A 22,982-nucleotide genomic window follows, 5' to 3' on the forward strand; every position below is an offset into this window, starting at 1 on the left:
ATTGAATGACGCGGGATGCTAGGCCACTCGCACAACCGAGAGCGAATAGACCCGCGAAGAACTCACCTCGAGTTAGGTCCTTCGCCAGCGCCGATGCGCAACTACCAACAATCGGTTCATCCGAAGCAGTCATAATATAGTGCCTCGTGCCACTTCAACGGCGTTGCTGCACACGCGGTTGTACGCAACGGCGTTGGCGCATAAGCCTTGGGACTGCGGCATGCAGATCAACTCACTGCCTTGAAGGTCGCGACCTGCATCACCCATGCCGCAGAGCCTTGGAGAGATGCGGTCGCGCTGTAGCTACCTGTCGCGGTTACGAACCGGTCCTGGGCAATATCAAGGTCGGGCGTTGTAATGATGCGCGTGGTAAACCCGCTGCCTGCCGCAGTGAAACCACCCGTCGTCGTTCCGGCACCAAAAATGAGCTCATGCGCGGTGGACGTTGTAACGGCCCCGCTGCTGGCTGAACTGCTGGTGCCGGCCGCCGAGGCCCCGACATCGAACGGATTGATGACATCGAGACCGCTGTATTCCAGAGCGCGAATGTCCACGTATTGAGTCGCAGTGTTGAAGGTCACGGTCACAGTGTTCGTGCCGGCGGCGGCTTGCTTGATATTCGGGGCGTAGTAGATCGCCTGGCTGATGCCGCTACCTCTCGCTGTCGGGACGGCGAGTTGATAGACATTGCCGGCCGAGTCCGTGAGGGATGTGATATTTGATGTCGTGTTGTTCCATCCGATCACGAGGATGTTCGTGTTGCCTGTTGTCTGCGCGTTCGTGTAGGCGACCGAGACCTGCGTCTGGTTGGTTTGCGGCGTGGCTGAATTCGCCTGCACGAATGCCAGGGGGGCCGGCGTCGTGACGGCATTATAAGTCGCAGTATAGGTCGCACCGCCGACGGGGACTGTGATGATGTGGTTTTGAGTACCGCTATCCGACCAGGAGACGAAGTTGTAGGTCGTGGTTCCGACGGTCGCGTTGCGCGCTTCGATCTCGTGATTGAAGCCGATCAACGCGTCGTAGGTGAACGGCGTCGTGTGCGCGATGCCGTCCAGATACAACGTTAATCCGGCAGGCGTCGTGCTGAAATTGAGATTGACCTTATCGGGGAGGATGGTGACGGATTGGCTCGATTGCAGCCCACTGGAATCGGTCACGGTCAGCGTTATTCGATACCGCGTGAATCCGCTGAAGTCGTGACCGCTGGTCGGAATCGTGAACGTACCGCTGGTCACGCCGGTGATGGGGGTGCCCGGATGAACATGACCTTCGTGGAGGAAGTCAATATTCCAGGTGTAGACACTTGCGGCGAGTGTACCATCTTCGGCATCGGTTGCGGTGCCGCTAAATGTGATCACATCGCCCGCCCTGAAGATTGCGCCGTCGGTTGGTCCAAGGAGGCTCACAACGGGACTATTGCCGACGCTGATTGCGATCGGGGTCGATAGCGTCGAATTGACTCCGTCGGAGACCGTTAGCCGGGCCTGATAAGGGCCGGAGACCGTATAGGTGTGCGATGGGTTGGCCGCGGTCGAAGTCGCGCCGTCACCGAAGTTCCACGAATAGGTGAGAGGCTTTCCTTCCGGATCAGATGAACCGTTGCTGGAGAAGTTGACGGTCAGCGGGCTGGGTCCTTTCGTTGGTGATGCCGAAACCGTCGCTACAGGAGGCAGATCCGATTGAATGAATTCGATGCGGCGGATTTTGCTTAGGCCGAATGTGCCGCTGATATCGGAGTAGCCGAGGTCGACATAGTAGAGCGCGCCATCGGGGCCTTCGGTCAAGTAGACAATGTCGCCGTAAGGGCCATCTACCGAACCGTCGGCTGGCTCGAAGTTGAAGACGCCGGCGACGTTTCCGTTGGCGTCGAACGTCAGCCGCTTGATCCAGTTCTGAGTGTAATCCGCGAAGAAGAAGCTGCCCTGATAGCTGCTTGGGAATTGTGTGCCGTGATAGACAAATCCAGCGACGACCGCGGCGTCGCGTCCATAGTGCGGGTAGTAGTAAGCCGGTGCAGTGTAGGCGGGATTCCCGTTCGGAGTTTCTACGTCCGGCCAGCCGTAATTGGCACCCTTCGCTCCGATGTCGATTTCCTCGATTGCGGTTGAATAGCCGTTCCCGCCGACATCGCCGATGATCAGCCGCCCGGTGGGCGCGTCGTAGTAGGCGCGGAAGGGATTCCGCAGACCAAGCGCCCATATTGCATCGTAGTTCGGTCCGTTGCCGTCGTAGAACGGATTGTCGGTGGGAACGGTGCCGTCCATGTTGTATCGCAGGATCTTGCCACGCGGCTTCGTGAGGTCTTGCGCGTCGCCAGCCTGGAAATGCTCCCCGGTCGTGAGCAGGATCTTGCCGTCGTTGCTGAAGTTGATCGCTCCGCCGTGGTGCTCGGCATTGGCAATTTCCGTATCCTGATAGATGACGAACTCGCTGCCAGGGACAGTACCCGTCAGCGTCGCGTTCGCCGTGAAGCGCGAGAAGCGATCCACGTTCGGCGTCCCCAGCGTATAGAAGATGTAATAGTAATGATTGGTGTTGAAGTTGGGGTCCAGTGCAATGTCATAGATGCCTTGCTGTACGCCCGCCGAGCCGATATTGGTGAGTTGCAGGAACGGCGTTGGATCGGGCGTGGTGTAGGGCGGCGGCAATACCTTGATTGTGCCCGCAAGTTCCACCACCAGCATGCGGCCATCGGGAAGGAATTTGATCGCGCTCGGCAGATTGAACCCCGTCGCGAGAATCTCGTTCTGGAAAAAGCTGCTGTTCGCGACGTTGACGGTTATCGGTGCTGACAACGTCGTATGGCCGTCTATGTCGGTCGCCTTTGCGGTGATAATGTGCGCGCCGTTGCTCGCCGTACGCGTGTCCCACGCAAGCGCGTAAGGATCGGTCGCATCGGGGGATCCGGTTGCGACATTGTCGATATAGAACTGCACATTGGCGATGCCGGTATCGTCGGTTGCATCTGCAGTCACATTGACGATGCCGCTAACTTGCGCCCCGTTGATTGGGGAATCTATCAAGACCTGCGGTGATCCGGCCGTCGGGTTGCCGATCGGCGTCGTCATGTCCGACTGCACTTGCGCCGAGGTCAGCACGCGGTTGTAGATGCGCAGATCGTCGAGCGCTCCCTTGTAGAATTGCGCGGTCGACGCATCCGCTCCGACGCGCATGGGGTTGCCGCGCGCCGTGATAGTCGCTGACAGCGCTTGTGTGTTGACGAGGTTTCCATTGACATATGTCTTGACTTGCGCGCCATCGAAGGTGATGGCGAGGTGGGACCACTGGTTGAATGGCAAGGTGGTTCCCGAGGCGGCGACGCGCGCGCCACTGGATGTCCCAATATAGAAATCGGTCTGATTGCCGCCGCGCAGTTCCAGTCCATACTGGTAGTAAGGTGACGACATGGTCGTATTCCAGAACTTCCCGATAACGACGGAGTCGCCGCTCGCGAGCGGCTGGGGATTGATCCACGTCGACAATGTAAGGGCACTACCGGAGATGTTGGTCGAGGCAGAGTTTGGAATAGAGATGTAGTCATTCACTCCATCAAAGCTTGCGGCCTGGCCATGCTTGCCGGCCACCCAGGCGACGCCATTGTTGAGTGTGGCTAGGTTCGACTGCCCTGAGGAATCGCCCGCGGTCGTTCCGGATCCTTCATCGAAGGAATAGGCCGCAACCAGACCCGGTGTTTGAGTGTTTGACACCGTGATGCTGACGGGCAGCGAATCGCCGGTGTTTCCGGAGGTATCCCGGGCGCGTACCGTAATCGTGTGGACGCCATTCACGACCGTCGTCGTATCCCAACTGACGCTGTAGGGTGACGTTAGGTCTTCGCCCCCGCCGACCGCGATATTGTCCACCAGGAAAGTCACGCCCGCCACCCCGACATTGTCGGAGGCATTGGCACTGATCGTGATCGTACCCGAAACGGTCGTTGATCCCGTCGGCCCTGTGATCGTGGACGTAGGTAGTGTCGTGTCGGGCGTCAGTGTAGTGGCAACGGCCGCTGTGGACTGTCCGGAGAGGTTCGACGCCGCGTCCCTCGCCCGCACGGTATAAGTGTAGGATGTACCTGGCGACAGGCCGGTATCGCCGAACGTGGTCGTCGTCGGGGTACCAACCTGCGTACCATTGCGGAAGACCTGATAGCCGGTGACCGCAACGTTGTCGGTCGAGGCGTTCCACGACAGATTGATCTGCGTTGTCGAAGCCCCGGTCGCCACCAGGCCTGTAGGAGTCGATGGCGGCGTGGTGTCCTGGGTGGCGGTCGTCGTGAATGTGGCGTTTGAGCCGATTCTTTCGTTCCCGGCAGCGTCGATCGAACGAACGCGGAAATTGTAGATAGTGTTGGGAGCAAGGCCGGTTAGCGTAACGCTGTGTGCCGTCACCAGAGTCGCATCAAGCGTCGTCGACGATCCGTAACTGGTCGTCAATCCGTACTCGACCCGCGAAGTCGCGGGCTCGTTGGTGGTCCAGGTGACTCGTGCGGTGTTGGCGGTTAGGTTCGTCGCCGTCTGCCCACTGATCGTCGGCGCCGTGGTGTCGAGCACGATGGTATCGGTCAGGGCCGCGGACCAGTTTCCTGCGGCGTCCATGATCTGGACAAAGACCGTCTTAGTGCCTGTTGCGTTCGATAGCGTCCAGGCCTTGGTCGGGGCGAAGGCTTCCGCCGTCGAATACGAACTCCCGTTGTTGGAGAAGCGCATCTGCTTGACGGCAGTCACTGCATCGGTCGCAGTGATCGTAAGCGTGACTGAGGTGCTGTTGGTTGCCGCGGCGCCGCCGTTGATCGTCACCGTACCGGTCGGCGCCTGATTGTCGACCGTAATGCTGACTGGCGTCGAGGTGGTTATGTTGTTGGCAGCATCGCGTGCCTGCGCGGTCAGCACATGCGAGCCGTTCGATGCCGTGGTAGTGGTCCATGAGACACCGTACGGCGAGGTGGTATCCTCCGTGCCGATCAGGGTGTTGCCATCGAGCAGAAACTTGACTCCGGCAACGCCGATGTTGTCCGATGCGCTCGCTGCGAGACTCACAGACCCGGATACGATCGGGGCCGGAGGCGTGAGGGACACCGCCGGGGCAATCGTGTCTGCCGTTCCGGCGAGGGGAGTCGCCATATCGGTTTGGATCTGATCGGGGGTGAGCGCATGATCGGCGATGCGCACGTCATCGATAAGGCCAGGAAAATCGAATCCTGTACGGCCCGGCCGACTGCCGATATTCACGTTGGCCGTCGAATTCTGCTGGGAGCTCGTGACTGTGCCAGTCAACTGCCCGTTGTCGAGGACGCCATTGAGATAGACGTTCAAAGTTTGGCCCGCGGCGTCATAGACGCCGGCGGCGTGATACCACGTGTTGGGCTGCAGCGCCGTCGCGCCGTAGCGGAACATCTGCCCGCCCGAGCTGTTGGTGAGCTTGAACCCGATCGTGCGAGGCCCGGTGTCCGCGGTGATGTCAAGCTGGTATCCGGATTCGCCCCAGGTGCGCTTGGACACAACAGGCGCATCGTCAGCGGGGAACGAATGGACGTAGACCCACGCACTGAGAGTCATGCTGCCAGTCATTTGCAGCGCACTCGGATTCCCGAGATCGACCAGGTCGTTCACGCCGTCGAGTGCGACCGCATTGCCGTATTTTCCCCCTGTGAAGGTCGCACCGTTCGTGAGCGTGCCGACGATGCCGTGACCAGATGCATCAGCCGTTGTGGTGCCCGAGACCTCGTTGAAGGCGTAGCCTGCCGTGATGCCAAGAGGATCCGCGGCGAGCAGCATGCGCGGCTCGAGCGTCTCTAAGATCAGCGGCGAATGACTAGCCGAATGACCAGCATCGCGTTTGCCATCGACGATCGTCTTGCGATCGCTTCTCGCGCTGCCGTAAATGATCCGTTGCGCCAGATGGCCGAACAAGCCCCAGGAATTCGACATCGTTGTCTCCGAACGCCACAATCTGAAATCGCGCTGGATAATTAACTGATATTTAGTTTCCAATTAAATATTACCATAATGTACCGTGCTGGCCATATATTAATGATTCCAAGATATAATAATATTTGCGTGTGTGCTGCGGATGGCACGGGACCATCATTCAGTCCCGGCGAAGCTGAGAATTCTGTTGAAACGCAGATCTTCGGCGAGGGCGGTACGTCTGGCTCGCCCGTGAAGACGCTCGGCTGCGTGTTGGCCGTAGCTGCGCAATGCGCGTCCCAAGGCTCCTTGAATTGGCTGCGTTCGTTTCGATTGTTTGCCTAGTAACCGAAGAAGCTTCGGATTGATAAAGCGCCTGAAAAGCTCATCATCGAGCGCGACGATCGTTTCGTAGCTACCGGAATCACCCTGGCGGCCGGCGCGCCCAAAGAGTTGGCGGTCGATGCGGCGGGACTCGTGATATTCGGTCAGGATGACATGCAAGCCGCCTCGGCTCCGGACTGCAGGATGTAGTTGTATGTCGGTGCCGCGGCCGGCCATGTTGGTGGCGACCGTTATGCGGCCCGGTTGACCCGCGCCCGCAATGATCTCGGCCTCTGCGTGGTCCTGGCGCGCGTTGAGAACCACGGATTCGAGGCCCGATCTGCCAAGCAACTGCGAAATTTGCTCAGAGGCTTCAACCGAGCGGGTCCCGACGAGCACGGCGCGACCTTTGCGAACGATCTCGTGAACAGAAGCGACCACGGCGTCCCATTTGACGTTGGCCGTCGGGAACAAGCGTGTGCCGGCATTCATTCGTCGCAAAGGCCGGTTTGTTGGGATGCGTACAACGCGGAGGCCGTAGATGCCGTACAGTTCACCTGCCGGCTCGATCGCCGTTCCGGTCATGCCGCAAAGGTGCACGTAGCGGCGAAAGAAGCGCTGATAGGTAATTTGTGCAAGGGTCGTGCGTTGCTCCGTGATGGTGCAATGTTCCTTGGCTTCGATAAGTTGGTGAATGCCGCCTTCCCACGAACGGTCTGGCATGATGCGCCCGGTGTACTCGTCGACGATCTGCACCTTGTTATCGGCGACGATATACTGAACGTCGCGTCGGTAGAGATGAAGGGCGGCAAGCGCGTGCTGCGCGAGTTCCTCGCGCGCGCGTCGGATTGCCCATAGGCCCGTTAGTCCTGCAGCGAGCTGAGCGATCCGGCCTTCGCCGCGGCTGGTTAGCCGCACCGATTTCTCGCTTGCGCGCACATGAAAGTCGTCGCCGGGCACCAGGCGTTGAGCGAGATCAAGTGCGGTCTCGTGCAGGCCCCCGGCATTCTCAGGCCTTTCTTGCGTTCCGGAGAGGATCAGCGGCACGCGAGCCTCGTCAATCAGGACGCTGTCTGCCTCGTCTACGATCGCAAAATGCAGACCGCGCAGAAGCGGTGTTTGATGGTGGCTGGCAAGTCTGCTTTTGAATATTGTGTCGAGAGAAAGCCGAGAACGGGCACGGCGAGGGCCGAGCGTGAGCCGATCGCGGAGATAGTCGAACACAAGCTCCTTATTGGTACAATAGGTGACGTCGCTCGCGTAGGCTCTTTGCCTTTCCTGCCGCGACTGTCCGTGCTCGACGAGCCCGACGGTGAGATCAAGCGCGTTGTAGATAGGTGCGAGCTGTTCGGCGTCGCGGCGCGCGAGATAATCGTTGACCGTGATGATATGAACCGGACGTCCCATGAGTGCGGCGGTGATCGCCGGCAGCAGCGCCGTCAAAGTCTTGCCTTCACCGGTTTCCATTTCGGCGACTGCGCCTCCCATCATGGCGGCGCCGCCGAGCAATTGGACCGGAAAGAGACGCATCCCGACGTGACGACGCGCCGCCTCGCGCGCCAGCGCAAACGAACGCGCCATTTGATGCGAGTAGGGGGGAGTTGACAGCAATGATGCGCGCAGCTCCTCCGCGGTTTCGCGCAAGCGCCGGTCCGTCAGGACAGCGAACTGCGGTTCCAGATCACCGACCGACCGGACGAAGCGGCCGAGGCGGTCACGCGCGAGGGCCGGCTGAAGGAAAGGCAAGACCCGGCCCCAAGCCTCGAGGAGGGCAGCATCGAGTCCAATCTCTTGACGAGCGGCCTGCTCCGCATAGGGTGCGTCTACTGACACCGAGGCCAAACCGAAGAAGTTTCGTTTGCGCGTGAGCATACGGATGCCTTCAGACCTGCAGCTGAGACAGCAGCAATTGTCGCAGACGACGCCAGATCTGCTGGCCCGGCGGCTCCCAATTGAAGTTGAAGCGGACGTAGGCGCGGCCGCCGAACGCGGTGGCCGCCGGTGCAATTTCGGGCAGTACAAGATCGATCTGGAAGACGCGTTGCAGCGTCTTTACGCCTTCGGGATCGCCGGGATCGACGGTGAAGGCGCCGCCGCCAGCGCCTCCCAAAGCTCTGCTGGGGAGGACGTCACGGCCTGACGGTATTTCGCGAATGGACTCAACGCGCAATGTCTCATCTGGGCGCTCTGCGAGTCTGACTTCGGCGCTCTGCAGCCGATGGCGAACGAGGTCGATGTCGTCCTGACGGATCGTTGCGCGCACGATGCGAGAGCCGGGAGTAAGTACGTAGCCGATTTGTTGCCCTTCGCGCAGGAACCGTCCGGGCAGATCTTGTGGCTTCATAACGGCAAAGGTGCCCTCGCTGCGGCTGTGCACGACGAGGCGCGCGGCGCGATCGGTTGCGGTCGCAAGCTCGGCGCGTGCCTGTCCTATTTCCGTCGAGGTGATCTCTGCGCTCGCGCGGTCGGTAAAGCGCTCGATGGCAAGCCTCGTCTCGAGTTCGGCGACGTGTGCGCGGAGAATTACGAGTTCGGCCTTGAGTGTCGAGTCTTCGCTTTCGACCAGCGCTTCCCCGACCGTGACGTTCATGCCGGGATGGACCAGCAGCACGCGCGCGAAGCCATCGGTTCTCGCGCGCACGATTGCATTCTCCGGCAACCAGGCAACGCCTTCCGTCGTAGTGTAAGAAGGGGCCGGAATTAGGAAAAGCATCAACCCGACGGCCAGGATCATGCCGAAAGTCGCAGCTACTGCGCGGGCGCGATTGCGTTGAAGCTTCGGGCTCGCGAGCACGAACCACAGGGCCTTGCCGATGGGCAGCGCAACACCGGTCAGCAGACTCCAGACCGCGATCAAGACGCCGAAGGCGAGATACTGCGAGGCGACGAACACGGCGATCGCGAGCATCACGAATTGGCGGTAAAGGAAGGCAGTCGGTGCATATAGAAGTAGCCAAATGCGTTCGCCAGTCGCGGCCACGAAATCCTTCGACCCGTCCGCGCGAAACACATGGCGATTGACAAGGTAGCCCCAGTACCGGGTAGCACGCTGCGCCAGGTTAGGGATTTCCAGCAGATCCGCGAGAATGTAGTAGCCGTCATATCGCAGGAGTGGATTGCCGTTGTATACCAGGGTCGAGACACCGGCGACGGCCAATGCGTCGAATGCGAGCGTGCGGACAAGTCCAGCCTCAACAGTAAGCCATACGTAGAGCGCGAGCGCCGCCAAGAACACTTCGACAATCATTCCGGCCGCGCCAACAAGCGCGCGCCTCCACTTGCTGCGGAATGCCGATGCGGCAGAGGCGTCGACATAGGGCAATGGGGCGAACACCAGGATCATGACTCCGAATTCGGGTATTGTTCCCCCGAACGCCGCGACCGCAAATCCGTGCCCAAATTCATGCAGCGTCTTGAGCAGGAGATACACCAGCGCGAGCAACAGAAGGTTATCGGTGGCTAGAATTCGGTCGGAGACGTCGGCTGTTAATTCCTGCCAGTTTTGTGCCGCGAGCAGAGGTGCCGGCAACACCACCAGTAGCCACAGCACGGCACCCGGCAACCCGAATAACCATTCTGCAAGCGGCCGGGTACGTTCGAAAAACCTGACCGGATGCCAGAGCGGAATCCGCAGGGCCAGCGGGTAGAGCACGTTGCCGAGCCACCTGGATCGTTTGGCTTTCGCCGCACGTGCGACCAGCGCACTTGCATCCGGAGTCACTTCGGTTTGTAACAGGTCGAAAGCGCTGAGTTCGGCCAACAATTGGATGGCCTCGCTCTGGCTCGGCGCCTCCTCAGCAAGAGCGGATCCGACCTCGTGCCAGATCTGGTCAACCGTTCGCACGCCGTCCATCGCGGCCACGATCATGTAGCCGGCGGGCGACAAGCGGTGCATGCGGCCGGTCGCGTGATCCTGAACGACATACCAGATGCAGCCGCGATACCGATGTCGGTAGATCGAGGTGTGGTCGCGAAGCTTCGGCCTGAGTTGCGCGACGCGATACCAGGACGAGCTCAGAAACGGGGCTGTGGTCATATCGCCCCTCTCACGGCAGGTACTTCCAAGCGGCAATGCGCAGCCAATCGATCACGGGATGCAGCCAGATCCACGCAATCGAGCGTCGTCCCGAATTGATCTTTGCAACGCCTTCCATCCCGGGGCGCAGTGCAATGCCCGGTTCCGAGAGGCGGGCCTCGATCCGAAAAGCATTGCGTCCTTCCTCGGCGAGCGTAACCGGCGTGATCTTGCTCAGCGTCATCGGCACCGGTTCGCCGGGCCTGCCTGCGAGTGCGACGGTGCCGCTTTGTCCGACCGCCACGAAGCGAACGTCACGTTCGTCGACCTGAACGATCAAGCGGTAGGAATTGAGTGGCGCCACCTCGAACAGTGTTTTTCCCTTCTCAACGGGAGAGCCGAGCATCTGGCTCAGATCGCCCGAGACGACAATACCGTCGAATGGAGCGAGGATGCGGGTGCGCGCGAGGTTCTCTTCCGCGAGTGCCAACTGGGCTTCCGCTTGCCGGATCTGCGGTTCCAGTACCGCGAGGCCGTTGCGATTGTGCTTGGCGAGCGCCTCGCGATCGCGCTGAAGTAGCTTGTCGAGTTCGGCTCGCCGCTTCAACCGATCGAGAACAAGATCCCGGTCGTCAAGCAGGGTGAGAAGGTCGCCTTGGCGAACCGTGTCGCCGGCTCGAGCCGGAGCCGCTCGAACAAATCCGTCGAACGGAGCCACAGCTGCGCGCTGCACTTCGGCCTCAAGGACCGATTTCGCGGTGACGCGGTGCTCGCCTTTCGCAAAGGCCAAGATCAGCGCAAGCGCGATGGCACCGGCGACGCAGAGCTTGAGGGCCGGCCGCCGTGCGCCGAACAGCGCCGCGCATCCGTCGCCGATACTATCAACCACACGTCCGCCCAAGAGCCGGTTTGCGCGCAGCTGCAATCCGATCTGAGGTCCCAGCAGCGCCGCGATCCCCTCCACCAACTTCAGCTCGTCGTCCGAAAAGGGCTCGGCGCGGTGACGTTCGAGCGTGAGAGCGCCGATCGGTTTTCCATGGGGGCCGATCAGTACAGCTGACATCGTCGACGAGCCCGACGCCTTTGCTTCCTCCGCCAGCGCCCGGTGGGCGATGGCCGCGACGCGTCTCATGCTTGGCAATGGCGGATAAGCGACGCATTCACGCTGCTCGATCGCCTCTTCCATTGCGCTCTCGATCGAATTGACGAGGCGGCTCTCGCGTTTGAAGCTGGACGAGAATGAAACCGCGCGCAGGCAGATTGTGCCGTTGCGACCGACAACACCCAGCGATACGCGCTCGCACCGCAGGCGGGTGGCCAGCTCGTTGACGACCGCGATTGCCATACCGCTCAGCCGCGGCTGCGCGTTCACCGTGACGAGGAGGTCGAGGCACGATGCGGCTCGCGTTACGTCAGACGAGAGATCCTTGGTATGTCTAGCCCAAGGCAGTGCCTCGAGCCAGCCCGCGCCCCAGCGCAATTGCTCAGCGACGATGGCCGGGGTAACCAGAGGCTTGGCGGCCGTCGTCGTCAATGCGATGGCCACAGCCGCAATCGGCTCGTTCGTAGTGCCCAGTGGCTGGGCGACTATCAGGGCCACCGGTTGTGCCGGCCTGGAATCGGGACCGACGCGACCGGGAGCAACGACCAAGCGACGCTCCTTGTAGGCAGTTTCGGCCAGGCGCATGAGATCGCTGGCATCGACATCCCGAGGCGGCCACGTCACGGATAGTGACGGCGCAGTTGAATCAACCCCCCGCATGAGCAACAGACCAGCTGACACGCCGGCAATACGGCTGCATTGCAGCGCCAGCCAGGCCGAAACAAATGTCGCTTCGTTTCCTGCGTTCAGCAATCCCTGCCAGTGCGGCGACGTCGTCGCATCTGATGGCACCCTCCGCAATTGTGGAGCGGGGCCGCCGCTTGCCGTCAAGTCGGGCTCAGACATGTGCTTTCCAAAGCAAGCGACCAATAACCAGGTGCTGCTGCCGGAAGGGGTCGCCATTTGCCGATCCCCTTGCTTTAAATATTTATCGCAGTTTTGATTTTAATCCCTATTAAGTCAAATTAATATAATATAAATGATATGAGAGGAAAAGCGGAATTCGGTGGGAACCTCGCATGGTGAGTCCGATTGCGGAAATTGTCCGCAGAGCTCAGCGCATGAGCTGCATCCTGTTGTGCTTGTACGTGCCGGCGGGGATCTTGCTAGCCCGTTCCGGTGCAAGGGCGGAGACCCTAGAAATCTCGGCGGAGAAGCGAGAATTCAATTGCGTGATCGAGCCGCAACAAACCGTCAAGCTGGCGAGCCCGGCGGTCGGCATGATCGCGCGCCTCGACGTTGACCGCGGCGACATCGTTCGGCAGGGCCAGATCATTGGCAAGATCGAAGATGGGGTTGAGGCCGCGACGCTGGCGCTGGCGCGGGCCCGCGCAACCAATGATGCCCCCGTTAAATCGGCCGAAGCTCGCGCGCAGTTCCTGCATCAAAAACATGAGCGCCTGAGGGAGCTTCATACAAGGTCCGTCAGTCCACTCGCTTCACTCCAGGAAGTTGAAGCCGAGGTGCGGGTCGCCGAACAGCAGCTCAAGGAGGCGAAGCTTCACAAGGAGCTTGCTCGCCTGGAAGTCGCGCACGCCGAAGAGGTTCTGAATCAACGCGCGCTGCGTAGCCCGATCGACGGCGTGGTGGTCGAGCGACTTCTCGTTCCGGGTGAATACCGAAATGACCAGAGCCCAGTGTTCACCCTCGCACAGATTGATCCGCTGAGGGTCGAAGTGTTCGTGCCCACCGCGTATTTTGGTCAAATCCGTACCGGCAGCAGAGCCAATGTGCGACCGGAGCTGCCTATCGCCGGTCTCTATGCTGCCTCTGTCACCGTTGTCGATCGTGTCCTCGACGCTGCGAGCGGAACGTTCGGGGTGCGTCTGGCCCTGCCGAATCCGCGTTTGGCGCTACCTGGGGGAATTCGCTGCAAAGTCGAATTTGTGTTGGACGGTGACAATCCGGCGCTGATGGCTGGTGACGCGCCATCATCCTTTGAAAACAGCAAAACTTACAAGCAATGATTAACAGAGTCGGGAGTTCGATATGACACTGAGTTCTATCGGAGACATTGAGTTCGTCGGCGAGGTCGAATGGGACGGCAAGGCCATCGTGATTAGGGCAGTGACCCCATCTGGGCACGTATCCTGCCGTATCCCTCGTGAGACAATCCACGCGATTCCGATCTACTCGGACGCCCTCGAACGCGAGATCCGTTTGGAGCGGCGCCTGATTTTGGAACGGCTCGCCCCCGCCCTGTGCGCCAAAATATCCACTTCGGGAGCAGGCGAACTAGTGAATTTGTGGCCCTGGGAGATCAGCCGCGCACGCACCGGCCGTCGCGAGCCCATTACACGCTGATCAAGAGGCCGCTGGCAGACTGCCGGAAGGTGATCGAAAAGCAGCAGCCGTCATGACTGGTCAGTGGGCGCAGTAGCGGAATTCGTTCGGCTGCCTTGACGAACAACCCACACCTCAAACGCGGCACAAGCGGACTTGAACGTCCAATCCCAGCGCTCGGATTGAATTCCGATTGGAAGATCCCACCGCAGGCTTTTGTCAGGCGTCACAACGCGCGAGAAGCAACGCCGGCGACTTCGACTCGCATCGCCGCCCCGCGCACGAAATTGAGCGCGATTGCGGCGATTCCCCGACGCAAGAAACATGCCCGCTCAGTGCATCCATTCGCCTGGCGGCAGGGCAGCGTAGGCGCAGCGTTCCCGGAAAGAACTAACCGCCGTTGACCCTGCTCGTCCCCTGGCAGGCAGAACGTTTTTTCGCCTGAGGCTGGATTATTTAATCCATTATTATTCGCTTGATCATTATATAATTATTAATATAATTAAATAGAAAAAATCATTAACCGCGCGGTGCGGCGATGCCTGCTGCGGCGGGATCCAAATCAGTGGTGTTTGCAGGGGATCGGCAGATGTATCGAGTCTCCGGCTCCATCTTGGTTTTGGCGGTCGTCATGGCGGCCGGAGGTCCTGAATGGGCGGGCGCAGGACGCCTGGCGATGCACACGATTCCTCAAGCAGCACCAGGGCGCATCAAACTCGGACCGCCCGCTCTTCCGCCTCTGACGTACACGATGTTCTGCCTGCGCTATGAGGCCGAATGCCGCTCCCGGCGGGGATTCCGGGGTGGTCCGGTCCGGTTGACCGACGAGCGGTGGGTGGATCTCTTGGAGGTTAATCGCGTGGTCAATCTGGCTATTGCGCCAGTGCCCAATGACCTCGGCTTGGCCGGCGAGGCGTGGAGCATCAATCCCGATCGCGGGGACTGCAATGACTACGCTGTAAGCAAACGCCACGAACTCCTGCGGCGTGGCTGGCCGGCGCGGGCCTTGCTACTGAGCGAGGTCATCGTCAGCTCCGGAGAGCATCATTTGGTGCTGCTCGTCCGCACCCAGAGCGGCGATCTCGTGCTCGACAATCTCGCTCCGGAGATCAAGCTCTGGTCGCGCGTCCCCTATCGTTGGCTTCGCGTACAGATGCCGAGCAGTCATCAGCTGTGGGCGACAATCGACGGCAAAGGAGCATAACGCCGCCTCGGCCAGCGTAACGCGAATCGCCATTTCCTTCCGTTGGCCAGTAAGCTGCAGAGAAAGGCGCGGAGGCTTTCGTCGTAACCTGGCCGAATCATGTCGGCGACCAGGAGCCGCTCGATCGACGAGTGATAGGGGCTTTGGACTCCCCTGAGTTTGCTTGGTCGGCGAGAATGGCCCCGATCCGCGCACTGCACTGGTCCATGGGAGCACTCCGTCACCTGCGCCTCGAAGCTCGCAGCCCTTCGGATTATCTACTCTTTGGCAAATCGTGGTAGAGACGCTTAGTGCCGGACTTGCGAGCTTTGGCGGAAGGCCAGGAGACACCAATGCGGCCCAGTGACTTGTTTTACTCTCCTATGGAGGAAGAATTCGAGAAATGGCTGTCGAGGTTCGCAACGCTTGAAGATCTATTTTCCTCTCGGGATCAGCTTTACGCCAAGCTCGGTCGGCAGCAGATTGACGGGACTATCGAAGACAAGGCCATCGTGTCAGGGCTCGTCTACTTGGGTCCGAATAGTCACGTTAAATCGGGAGCCGTTTTAAGCGGCCCTCTAATAGTTGGCCCGGACTGCGTCGTTGAATGTGGGGCGAGAATTTTTGGCAGATCGTTCATTGGGACAGGATCACAGCTTCGAGCCGGGTCATTCGTTTCTGACAGCATACTCATGAACCGCTGTACCATTTCTGAGAACTCCGTTGTGCAGAACTGCGTTCTGGGGTCTGACGTATTGGTCAGAGCAGGGTGTCTCGTGGGAGACGCAGCAGCTCAAGCACCAGATCTGGTGGCATTCGTCGGCGACGGAGCTCAACTAGGTCTTGGGGCTATAATTTGCCCAGGCTCGATTGTGGCTTCATCTGACAAAGTCGCGGCGGGATCGGTCGTTCGCAGTTCCTAAGACATCCAATGTAACGAGCCAGGTACGCTACAAATGAAGAAGCTTTCGCTCGTCGACAGACTTGAGCTCCTTGCTGAGAAGGGCGTGGATCTCGTTGATCCCCGCCAAATATTCATCGACGATCAAGTTCAACTTGATCGCATCTTTCCGGGATCTGTACTTTTCCCGGGGGTCCGCTTGCTCGGGTCCGGGACCGTTGTTGCTCCTGGCGCAAAGCTGGGGAGCGAGGGACCAGCAACCGTTGTGAACTCGATCGTTGGAGAAGGCGCTGAAATCGCCAGCGGATTCGTCACCGACTCGGTGCTTCTTTCCAAAGCTAGAATAGGATCGAATGGGCACATTCGCGGAGGTACTCTTCTTGAAGAGGAAGCTTCGACTGCTCATGCGGTCGGCCTTAAGCACACGATCCTGACGAGCTTTGTAACTCTGGGTTCGCTCATTAATTGTTGCGACTGTTTTATCTCAGGGGGGCGTTCAAGGTCCAATCACACGGAAGTCGGTAGCGGGTTCATTCATTTCAATTTCACCCCGTGGGGAGAAGCCGGCGACAAGGCAACTCCCTCGCTGATTGGAGACGTTCCTCAAGGGGTCTTTCTCAGGCAGGAGCGAATCTTTATAGGTGGCATCAGTGGGATGGTGGGCCCTAACCGGATAGGCTACGGCACCTTCACTGTTGCCGGGCAAGTCATACGTTCGGATGTTGGAGCCGGACGAATCCATGCCGAAAAGCTGCGCGAGATCGACGCTCCTTGGACCTTCGAAGCAAGAGGGCTCTCTGGTCCAAGAGTCGAACGAAACCTGGAATACGTCGGCCAACTAGCGGCCCTTCGTTCTTGGTATGTTTCGGTACGAAAGGCACGCTTAACCAGCGAGCAGAGACAGTCTCATCTAGGGATGACGATGGATGCAGCGATCCATCTCATTGACAGCGGGATGTCGGAGCGGTGGTTCAGGCTTGCTCAATTTCTTGGAGTCAGCTCTCTGCCTGCCATGCAGCTCCCCTCAATTGCGTGCCCTTTGGCAATAGAGCCAAGCTCCATGAGCCATGTGGAATGGCTACGGACGCTTCCTGACGATGCAGTTGATGCCGGGACAGATTGGTTGCAAACCATCGTGCAAGAGTTTGTCGGAAATAATCAAATCAGGAGTTAGAATCGGGGCCGATGGCGGAAGTGAGCCGGGTTCGATTGCAAGCCCTCGATGAAGGCGAAGATGTCGCGCTGGGCCTCGGCAGGGGTTCGGTACCGGCGGTGATGAACGAGCCCGGTCGACCCACATGTGGTTGCACTATCGCCCAACCGACGATCTTGCGGCGAAGAGATCCATGACGGCGGCCAGGTACAACCAGCCCTCCGCGTGGGGCAGACTGCGGGATCGTCGCGGCGCACTACGATAGCGCGGCCGGCGCTCAGCCGGTCCTGCGGCGCCTTTGTGCGGACGAGCGATCGATCAGGAGATCGTTTAGTTTTTTACCGGCTCGAAGCTGAGCTTTCAGCCATCGGGGCTGCTTACCGCGACCGGACCACGTTTCGGACGGATTCTTCGGGTTCTGGTATTTCGGCAACACTGGGGGGTAGGGGCGGCGCGGACGTTCCTCGTCCCGGGCCGCAGCGGCCGTCCCCTCAATCTTGCGAAGCCGCTCTTCGAGCTTGGCCTTTTCCGCGGTCATCCTGCGACCAAGAACAGTCGTGACCTCATCGTAGAGTCGCCACAGCTCCGCTGTGGACATGGATGCCCAATCCTCATTCTCCATGGAAGCCGTCCCCACCTAGCTCCGAACCGAAACCGGAGGGGGATTATCAGGTCAAGCCGGGGTCCGGCAAGCGCGATCCACTCGCGCGCCCGTGCCGGCGGGGAACGTGGTGATCGGAGTTACCGGCTGGGCCCGTGCCTTCGAGCGAGGGGGCACCTCCCAAGCGCCCGCCGCCCGTGGGCTCGTCGCCTGGGTGCAAGCAACCGCTGCTCGGCCTTAAACACGCGACTACGCAAGTTCTGCAATTCAGTGAATTGAATGATGAGAGCTTGATGAGTTTGACGCAAAACAGCCGAAGAATACATGTGACCACCTACTCATTACCAACGATCCCTGCTGACGCGCTCATTGAAGTTGCTGAATTAATGAAGAAGCAGCTCCAACTTGGGTGACCGGCTTTCTTTCATCGGTGCTAGACTGGCTGCGGTCAGACGCAGCCATTTTCGTGGTTAGTGTCCATCGTCGCCCTGATGAATAGTATTACTTTTCCCCCTTTCAGAAGCGCGGGGTCTTCGATGGCCTCGCTTTCGCCGAAACTTCGTCAAATGTTAGATTTGAATCGTGAAGGTCCCAATATACCATTCGTAATAACTGTGCCGACGAAGTTAATTAGATGTTAGCCATAATACCCGGCTGCCAATCGGCGCGCCGACATTTGCTGAGGGAATCTCTCCCATTTCGCCAAGGTTGGCCAAGATGCGGTCCTTTCGTCAAGAATCGGCAGACCTGAATCTGCGCGCAGCACCGCATTCATACGGTGCTGCGCGCATTTGCCGCCCAAGCTACGGTGGCGCCACATCGACGGTGCCGGGCGGTCCGGGCTGGTTATCCCCGCGTGTTAGAAAGAGCTTGTTGGATTAAACCGCTGCACAGGGGGTTGTTAGCAATAGGCAGGGGCAGCATGCGCCGCATCAGAATTGTCATCGCGGATCGACACCCGATCGTCTTGCAGGGCATCAGGAGCGTTCTTGCGATGCAGCGTGATTTTACGGTCGTTGCGTCTTGCAACGACGGAGCAAGCTGCATTGAGGCCATCCGATTTCTTGCGCCGGACATTGCGCTTGTCGATCCTACGCTGCCGGACCTCAGTCGGGAGCAGATCCTCGGGCGAGCAAACGCTGCAAGCCCGGGTGCGCCGATAATCTTCTTTGCCGGTACTACGGGCGACCATGAGTTGCAAAGTCTGGCCTTGGATGGCGGCTGTATCCTCCTGCCAAGAGACGCGCATCCGGAGCTGCTGGTCGAGACCCTTCGGAAGGCTGCGCAGGGCCAAGCTGTCACCTCGCCGAGCACCGAGCAGGTCAGCGAGGAGCTCCGCGTCGATGACGAGCCTCTGACGCAACTCACGGACCGGGAGCGTCAGATCGTGCAGCTCGTGTCGGAAGGTCTATCGAATAAAGCGATCGGCCGTCGGTTGAATCTTGCCGACGGTACGATCAAGGTCCACCTCCATCACATTTTCCAGAAGCTGGACATCAGCAATCGCACAGTTCTTGCGGCAATGGCGCTTTCTCGAAGCGAGCTGCATGCAGCGCCACGTGAGCCGAACCCTCTTGATCTGTTACATCAGGATCCGATCGGCGTGAAATGACGAGGACGGCTGGCGTCTTCCGAAGCGTGCACCAGGAGCGGGCCATCGCGGTGCCAGATGTTCAATCGTGTTGCGGAAGGCACCTTCGGCCTCGGCGAACGTTCGAAAGGGCGAGCCGGCAATCTTGATTGCGGCTTGGCTTTCGTGGAGCGGACGCCAGCTGGCCCAGTAGCCGGAGCGGCCACGGGCGAGAAGCCGTCGCTGCCCGCGCTCCAGATCTCCGTGTCCCCAAGGGACTGATGGAATTGCAGCGGCATGCAACGATCCGTTGCGGTCGAGCCTGCGCTTGCTCACATTAAATATACATTAAATCTATTAAATGACCGGCGTAACCCGAAATCGTGTGCGAGGGACCGGAATGTGCCAGTAACTGAAGGGAGTGACACGAAAATTGGCGACGGTCTGCCGGCGGCGCACGTTCGGAAACGCCATTCAGGCGAAGAATATTGGTTGAGAAATTATTTAATATATAATATTGTAGATTGAATTGTTAAATCAGGGAGTGCGTATTGTGACCCGAGACGGCAACGAAGATGATGACCGGCGGGCGTTTTTGAAAACCTGCGGAAGATTTGCGGCGGTGACACCCCCAGTGATGACCCTGCTTCTATCCACGTCCCTGACCTCAAAAGCCATCGCAAGTTCGGGCGGCCTGCAGAGGGTGAGGCAGGACGACGGGGGGCGGTCGTTTTTCGATAATGATCGGGAGGCTGCGACAGGGCCGGGGAGCTCCAGCGGCGGGTCATCAGGAGGTGGCGGGTCATCAGGAGGTGGGGGGGGGCCTGGCAGTCCTTCTGCTGGATCATCTCGCGCCGCAGCGAGATCCGGCGGTGGTGGCGGATCCGGTGGCGGCGGATCCGGTAGTGGCGGAGGCAGTGCAAAGGGGCCCTTCGCAACTGGCAGCAGCTCTGGAATTCCAAGCGCAGATGGTGGAGTCGATTGCGCATACGAAGAGAACGAGGAAAGGCGCAAGGCCGACTGCCCCGGAGCTGATACTCGGATTTCCAGCGCAACCGAATCGGGCCGGTAGGAGCCGTCTCAGCAGTGCGTGAGTCTTTGGGTCCCACCGCCGCAGCTTTTGCGAGCTCAACATGCCAAATGTTAGTGCGCTTGTCCTAGAATTGCATATTTTTCCCGACTCGTGAGGGTGGGCCAGTTCTTCCGAAGAGCTCGATCAGGAGGCGCGTCATGAATAGCCCCGTTCAAGCCGGCGATTCCAGGGCTCTGCTTCAACAGCGTCTCGAGGCGCTTGTCTCCCAACTCGCGGAGCTTGAGAAGCTCAGAGAGTGGGTCACTCGAGAGGAGAATCGTCAGCGAGCGCTGCGCAAGGCGGGCAGTTCGCGCAGAACAGCTCGGACCGCGAGCGGTCGTCTTAGTTTCGCAGAAGCAAAGCTCGTGTCTGCGCTGCTTGGTCCCAATAGGTCCAGTCGTTGTAACGAGCGTCGCAAGGCGATTGAATGAGGGATGTTGATGTCTTAGTTTGGCTTCGGCCGGGAGCCCCAGCTCCAAAGCTGCAAAGTTCTTGAGCTCGCTTTCGCGCAGGATTGGGCGATCGTAATGGCGGGCGTTTGCAACCGTTTTGCGCGATCGCAAAGGTACGCACGGCTGCGTTCGCGAAAACAAGCCGGCCCTACGAGCTTGTGCCGGCTCTTCGGCTGCCAGGCAAGTGGGAGGCGCCCCGCGCCGGCGCCCCATGAACCAGTCCAATCGCGCCCCGTGAAACTATCCGATCAATTTCGCGGCTCATGACCTGGTAGCACTCGCATGCCAACGCTTCGAGCCGCGGCCGATCAATCTCGAGCTGGCCGCGCCGATTGGATTTCAGCGCTCTTGATGCGCGCATTGTGCTCACGACATGTGTGACTGTGGTGCGGCGGACGCCCAGCAATTCCGACAATGTTTCCTGGGTCAGCGGGAGCAGATCGCCGCCATTCGCTCGATCGTGAATGTGAAGCAGCCAGCGCGCCAGACGGGCTTCGACGGAATGCAGTGCATTGCAGGCCGCCACCTGCTGGAGTTGCGCCAACAACGACATCGTGAAGACCTGCACCATGGATGCTATTGCAGGGCTGCGGTGTTGCGCTGCCAGAAATTGCGCGCGAGAGATCTGCAGTGCGGTCCCTGGTATGCGAACGACCGCCGTCGTGGGCGAGACGGACGCGCCTAACGATGACGTCAAACCCACAGCACCCTCGTGCCCGATTATCGCCGTGGCAACTGTCTGCCCGTTCGGCAGCTCCGTGATATCGGCGATCGCTCCCTTGAGCGGGAAGAAGAGTTGTTCGATCCGATCGCCAGATCGGACGAGCACGGAATCGCGTTCGATCACGACTTTCCGCAGATGGAGCGCAAGCAAAGCAAAATCCGCTGGCGGCAACGCCGTTAACAAAAGGTTACCTACTCTGGTTGCGTGGTCCATCATGGGATTGCCTCCCGACGGATGCCCGGCACTAGAACTGACGCCGGTGTGTCGAACTGCTCTGCAGGGGCCAGCTCAACGGCAAGCCAACCGACCACCACAGATATGGTTCCGATAGTCCATGCGAGCAAGGGAGGCGCGACAAGCCTGGTTGGCGGCCACCAGCTTCCCAACGGTTCGGTGAAGACGCGCCGGCCACCGCGGGCGGCGCCTGCACGGTCATGACCTTCCGGACGCTGTAGGATCGCATCCTTCAGGACCCGCAGGTGCTGCGAGACAGCCGGGCGGCTGGCATTGAGTCCGTCCGAAATCTCCCGCACAGAGCGATTGCCTTTTCGAAGCCGCATGAAGACGCGACGTTTGGGCAGCGGCTATGCCACCACCGCGTGGTGTCCGGCCAAGCCCGTAGGGCGAAGACGGACTGAAGCCATCGCTCGCAGCTACCCCATCATCTCCCTGACCATCGGCACCACCGTCCGCCCATAAAGCTCGATGCTCTTCATTAGCTTCTCGTGCGGCAGGGGTCCTGCCGAATACTTCAACTGAAACCGCGAAATGCGAAGTGCCTTCGCCGTCTTGGCGATCTTGCGTGCGACGGTCTCGGGCGAGCCGACATAGAGCGAGCCGTGCTCGGCCTCATGGACGAACTCGTCGCGGCCCATCGGCGGCCAGCCGCGCTCCTTGCCGATGCGGTCGCGCATGGCCTTGTAGTCGGGCCATAGCTGCTCGCGCGCCTCTTCATCGGTCTCGGCGACATAGCCGGGCGAGTGTACGCCGATCGGCTGCGCAGGTCGGCCGAACTCCTTGTAGGCGCGGTGATAGAGATCAACGTAAGGCGCGAAGCGCGCGGGATCGCCGCCAATGATCGCGAGCATCAAAGGCAGGTCGTAATGCGCGGCGCGCACCACCGATTGCGGGCTGCCGCCGACACCGATCCAGGTTTTGAGCCGGCCGTGCTCGACCGGCGGATAGACCAGCTGGTCCCGCAGCGGCGGCCGCAGCTTGCCGTCCCAGCTCACCGGCTTCTGCGACAATAGCGCGGCGAACAGGTCGAGCTTCTCCTCAAACAGCTCTTCGTATTTGCGCAGGTCGAAGCCGAACAGCGGAAAGGATTCGGTGAACGAACCGCGGCCGAGGATCACCTCGGCGCGCCCGTTCGAGAGCGCATCGAGCGTCGCAAAGCGCTGGAACACGCGGATCGGATCGTCCGAAGACAGCACCGTCACGGCCGAGCCGAGATGGATGCGCCTGGTGCGCGATGCGATCGCCGCGAGCACGGTCTCCGGCGAGGAGATCGCGAAATCGGCGCGATGATGCTCGCCAAGGCCGATGAAGTCGAGATTGAGCTCGTCGGCCAGCACCGCTTCGTCGACGACGTTGCGGATCACTTGCGCGTGCGAAAGCATCGTGCCGGAGGCGTCCTTGGTGACGTCGCCAAAGGTGTCCAGTCCGAATTGGAGCGGTACGGTCATCGATC

At 59.9% G+C, this 22,982-nt stretch carries 14 protein-coding genes and 1 pseudogene; 7 read left to right on the forward strand and 8 right to left on the reverse strand.

Annotation, left to right across the window (positions count from 1 at the left end; genetic code table 11):
* Positions 1–227 precede the first annotated feature (227 nt).
* From D6B98_RS16520 to D6B98_RS16535, 4 genes are all read right to left on the reverse strand, one after another.
* On the reverse strand, positions 228–5,933 hold the full coding sequence (locus D6B98_RS16520) for a LamG-like jellyroll fold domain-containing protein (protein ID WP_126258031.1): 5,706 nt from the start codon (positions 5,931–5,933) through the stop codon (positions 228–230).
* 156 nt (positions 5,934–6,089) lie between these two features.
* Positions 6,090–8,108 (reverse strand): preprotein translocase subunit SecA, encoded by a 2,019-nt coding sequence (locus tag D6B98_RS16525; RefSeq protein WP_126258032.1) that lies wholly within the window; start codon positions 8,106–8,108, stop codon positions 6,090–6,092.
* A 10-nt stretch (positions 8,109–8,118) separates the two neighbouring features.
* Positions 8,119–10,272 carry a zinc metalloprotease gene (locus tag D6B98_RS16530; protein WP_126258033.1) on the reverse strand — a complete coding sequence of 718 codons (2,154 nt, stop codon included), beginning with the start codon at positions 10,270–10,272 and terminating at the stop codon, positions 8,119–8,121.
* 10 nt (positions 10,273–10,282) lie between these two features.
* Positions 10,283–12,199, reverse strand: coding sequence for an efflux RND transporter periplasmic adaptor subunit (locus D6B98_RS16535; protein WP_164718665.1), 1,917 nt, complete (start codon positions 12,197–12,199; stop codon positions 10,283–10,285).
* Between the two features lie 173 nt (positions 12,200–12,372).
* Here D6B98_RS16535 and D6B98_RS16540 point away from each other — a divergent pair, with 173 nt between their 5' ends.
* The 5 genes from D6B98_RS16540 (at position 12,373) to D6B98_RS16560 (ending at position 16,894) form a co-directional block, all read left to right on the forward strand.
* Positions 12,373–13,320 carry an efflux RND transporter periplasmic adaptor subunit gene (locus tag D6B98_RS16540; protein WP_126258035.1) on the forward strand — a complete coding sequence of 316 codons (948 nt, stop codon included), beginning with the start codon at positions 12,373–12,375 and terminating at the stop codon, positions 13,318–13,320.
* A gap of 22 nt (positions 13,321–13,342) precedes the next feature.
* Positions 13,343–13,657, forward strand: coding sequence for a hypothetical protein (locus tag D6B98_RS16545; RefSeq protein WP_126258036.1), 315 nt, complete (start codon positions 13,343–13,345; stop codon positions 13,655–13,657).
* Between the two features lie 568 nt (positions 13,658–14,225).
* Complete coding sequence (locus D6B98_RS16550) at positions 14,226–14,840, forward strand: transglutaminase-like cysteine peptidase (protein WP_126258037.1); 615 nt, start codon at positions 14,226–14,228, stop codon at positions 14,838–14,840.
* 362 nt (positions 14,841–15,202) lie between these two features.
* Positions 15,203–15,742: a GlgC family sugar phosphate nucleotidyltransferase gene (locus tag D6B98_RS41950; RefSeq protein WP_478271319.1), complete on the forward strand. Its 540-nt coding sequence runs from the start codon at positions 15,203–15,205 to the stop codon at positions 15,740–15,742.
* Positions 15,743–15,775: 33 nt separating this feature from the next.
* On the forward strand, positions 15,776–16,894 hold the full coding sequence (locus D6B98_RS16560) for an LbetaH domain-containing protein (protein ID WP_126258039.1): 1,119 nt from the start codon (positions 15,776–15,778) through the stop codon (positions 16,892–16,894).
* A gap of 256 nt (positions 16,895–17,150) precedes the next feature.
* On the opposite strand, the gene D6B98_RS16565 is transcribed toward D6B98_RS16560, so the two are convergent.
* Positions 17,151–17,471, reverse strand: coding sequence for an H-NS histone family protein (locus tag D6B98_RS16565; RefSeq protein WP_430644566.1), 321 nt, complete (start codon positions 17,469–17,471; stop codon positions 17,151–17,153).
* 925 nt (positions 17,472–18,396) lie between these two features.
* Here D6B98_RS16565 and D6B98_RS16570 point away from each other — a divergent pair.
* Complete coding sequence (locus D6B98_RS16570; RefSeq protein WP_126258041.1) at positions 18,397–19,086, forward strand: LuxR C-terminal-related transcriptional regulator; 690 nt, start codon at positions 18,397–18,399, stop codon at positions 19,084–19,086.
* A 502-nt stretch (positions 19,087–19,588) separates the two neighbouring features.
* A pseudogene (locus D6B98_RS40865) lies at positions 19,589–19,891 on the forward strand (hypothetical protein); the annotation flags it as partial.
* A gap of 825 nt (positions 19,892–20,716) precedes the next feature.
* Here the strand turns inward: D6B98_RS40865 and D6B98_RS16585 are convergent.
* The 3 genes from D6B98_RS16585 to D6B98_RS16595 form a co-directional block, all read right to left on the reverse strand.
* Positions 20,717–21,508 (reverse strand): Crp/Fnr family transcriptional regulator, encoded by a 792-nt coding sequence (locus D6B98_RS16585; RefSeq protein WP_126258042.1) that lies wholly within the window; start codon positions 21,506–21,508, stop codon positions 20,717–20,719.
* Positions 21,505–21,852, reverse strand: a complete 348-nt coding sequence (locus D6B98_RS16590; RefSeq protein ID WP_126258043.1) for a helix-turn-helix domain-containing protein — start codon at positions 21,850–21,852, stop codon at positions 21,505–21,507. Before D6B98_RS16590 ends, D6B98_RS16585 begins: the two co-directional genes overlap by 4 nt.
* A 93-nt stretch (positions 21,853–21,945) precedes the next feature.
* The gene (locus D6B98_RS16595; protein WP_126258044.1) at positions 21,946–22,977 is read right to left on the reverse strand and encodes an LLM class flavin-dependent oxidoreductase; all 1,032 of its coding nucleotides are present in this window, start codon (positions 22,975–22,977) and stop codon (positions 21,946–21,948) included.
* Positions 22,978–22,982 lie beyond the last annotated feature (5 nt).

This window comes from Bradyrhizobium sp. LVM 105 (genome assembly GCF_003957705.1).
In the GTDB taxonomy this organism is placed as follows: domain Bacteria; phylum Pseudomonadota; class Alphaproteobacteria; order Rhizobiales; family Xanthobacteraceae; genus Bradyrhizobium; species Bradyrhizobium frederickii.

Coding starts and splice junctions, on each gene's coding strand:
- D6B98_RS16520 (WP_126258031.1), bottom strand. CDS start 5,933: ATGTCGAATTCCTGGGGCTTGTTCGGCCATCTGGCGCAACGGATCATT.
- D6B98_RS16525 (WP_126258032.1), bottom strand. CDS start 8,108: ATGCTCACGCGCAAACGAAACTTCTTCGGTTTGGCCTCGGTGTCAGTA.
- D6B98_RS16530 (WP_126258033.1), bottom strand. CDS start 10,272: ATGACCACAGCCCCGTTTCTGAGCTCGTCCTGGTATCGCGTCGCGCAA.
- D6B98_RS16535 (WP_164718665.1), bottom strand. CDS start 12,199: ATGTCTGAGCCCGACTTGACGGCAAGCGGCGGCCCCGCTCCACAATTG.
- D6B98_RS16540 (WP_126258035.1), top strand. CDS start 12,373: ATGGTGAGTCCGATTGCGGAAATTGTCCGCAGAGCTCAGCGCATGAGC.
- D6B98_RS16545 (WP_126258036.1), top strand. CDS start 13,343: ATGACACTGAGTTCTATCGGAGACATTGAGTTCGTCGGCGAGGTCGAA.
- D6B98_RS16550 (WP_126258037.1), top strand. CDS start 14,226: ATGTATCGAGTCTCCGGCTCCATCTTGGTTTTGGCGGTCGTCATGGCG.
- D6B98_RS41950 (WP_478271319.1), top strand. CDS start 15,203: ATGGAGGAAGAATTCGAGAAATGGCTGTCGAGGTTCGCAACGCTTGAA.
- D6B98_RS16560 (WP_126258039.1), top strand. CDS start 15,776: ATGAAGAAGCTTTCGCTCGTCGACAGACTTGAGCTCCTTGCTGAGAAG.
- D6B98_RS16565 (WP_430644566.1), bottom strand. CDS start 17,471: ATGTCCACAGCGGAGCTGTGGCGACTCTACGATGAGGTCACGACTGTT.
- D6B98_RS16570 (WP_126258041.1), top strand. CDS start 18,397: ATGCGCCGCATCAGAATTGTCATCGCGGATCGACACCCGATCGTCTTG.
- D6B98_RS16585 (WP_126258042.1), bottom strand. CDS start 21,508: ATGATGGACCACGCAACCAGAGTAGGTAACCTTTTGTTAACGGCGTTG.
- D6B98_RS16590 (WP_126258043.1), bottom strand. CDS start 21,852: ATGCGGCTTCGAAAAGGCAATCGCTCTGTGCGGGAGATTTCGGACGGA.
- D6B98_RS16595 (WP_126258044.1), bottom strand. CDS start 22,977: ATGACCGTACCGCTCCAATTCGGACTGGACACCTTTGGCGACGTCACC.